General features: G+C 72.0%; 1 protein-coding gene. It reads right to left on the reverse strand.

What is annotated here, in order from left to right:
* Positions 1-67: 67 nt before the first annotated feature.
* The coding region (locus ACZ3HH_RS30740; RefSeq protein ID WP_465810454.1) for a hypothetical protein at positions 68-254 on the reverse strand (187 nt) is incomplete at its 5' end.

A 254-nucleotide genomic window follows, 5' to 3' on the forward strand; every position in this document is an offset into this window, starting at 1 on the left:
GGGCGTAGCCCGCCCGACCGGGCCGCCGACGGGGATCACCCCGGCAGCGGCCCGACCGTGCCCGCGGCTACAGCTGTTGCAGCCAGACGTCGTCGATCTGTTCCCATGTCCCTCCGCCCGCACCGTACAGCCCAGCGTGCAGCCGAAGGGAGGTGGCGGAACCGTTGGTGAAGCTGACGACGTATCGGGCGTAGCCCGTGGCCTGGCCGTGCCGGAGCTCTCCGATGACGGCGTCCGTCGTGGTCTTGGCCCCG

Source organism: Pseudomonas sp. PME37.24/025 (assembly GCF_055556615.1).